The organism is Streptomyces doebereineriae (genome assembly GCF_031845645.1).
GTDB classification, from domain to species: Bacteria; Actinomycetota; Actinomycetes; order Streptomycetales; family Streptomycetaceae; genus Streptomyces; species Streptomyces canus.
The window spans coordinates 1-389 of sequence record NZ_JAVREZ010000583.1; the positions used below are offsets into that span (position 1 = coordinate 1).

Annotated in this window: 1 rRNA gene; it reads left to right on the top strand. The window is 51.4% G+C overall.

Annotated elements, in window-relative coordinates:
• A 23S ribosomal RNA gene (locus RNB18_RS53365) occupies nucleotides 1–389 on the top strand; the annotation flags it as partial.

Consider the following 389-nt stretch of genomic DNA (forward strand, 5'->3'; position numbering starts at 1 on the left):
CCCAAATGATAGATTAAGTGGGAAACGATGTGGGAAGGCTTAGACAGCTAGGAGGTTGGCTTAGAAGCAGCCACCCTTTAAAGAAAGCGTAATAGCTCACTAGTCGAGTCGGCCTGCGCGGAAGATGTAACGGGGCTCAAATCTATAACCGAAGCTGCGGATGCCGGTTTACCGGCATGGTAGGGGAGCGTTCTGTAGGCTGATGAAGGTGCATTGTAAAGTGTGCTGGAGGTATCAGAAGTGCGAATGTTGACATGAGTAGCGATAAAGCGGGTGAAAAGCCCGCTCGCCGAAAGCCCAAGGTTTCCTACGCAACGTTCATCGGCGTAGGGTAAGTCGGCCCCTAAGGCGAGGCAGAAATGCGTAGTCGATGGGAAACAGGTTAATAT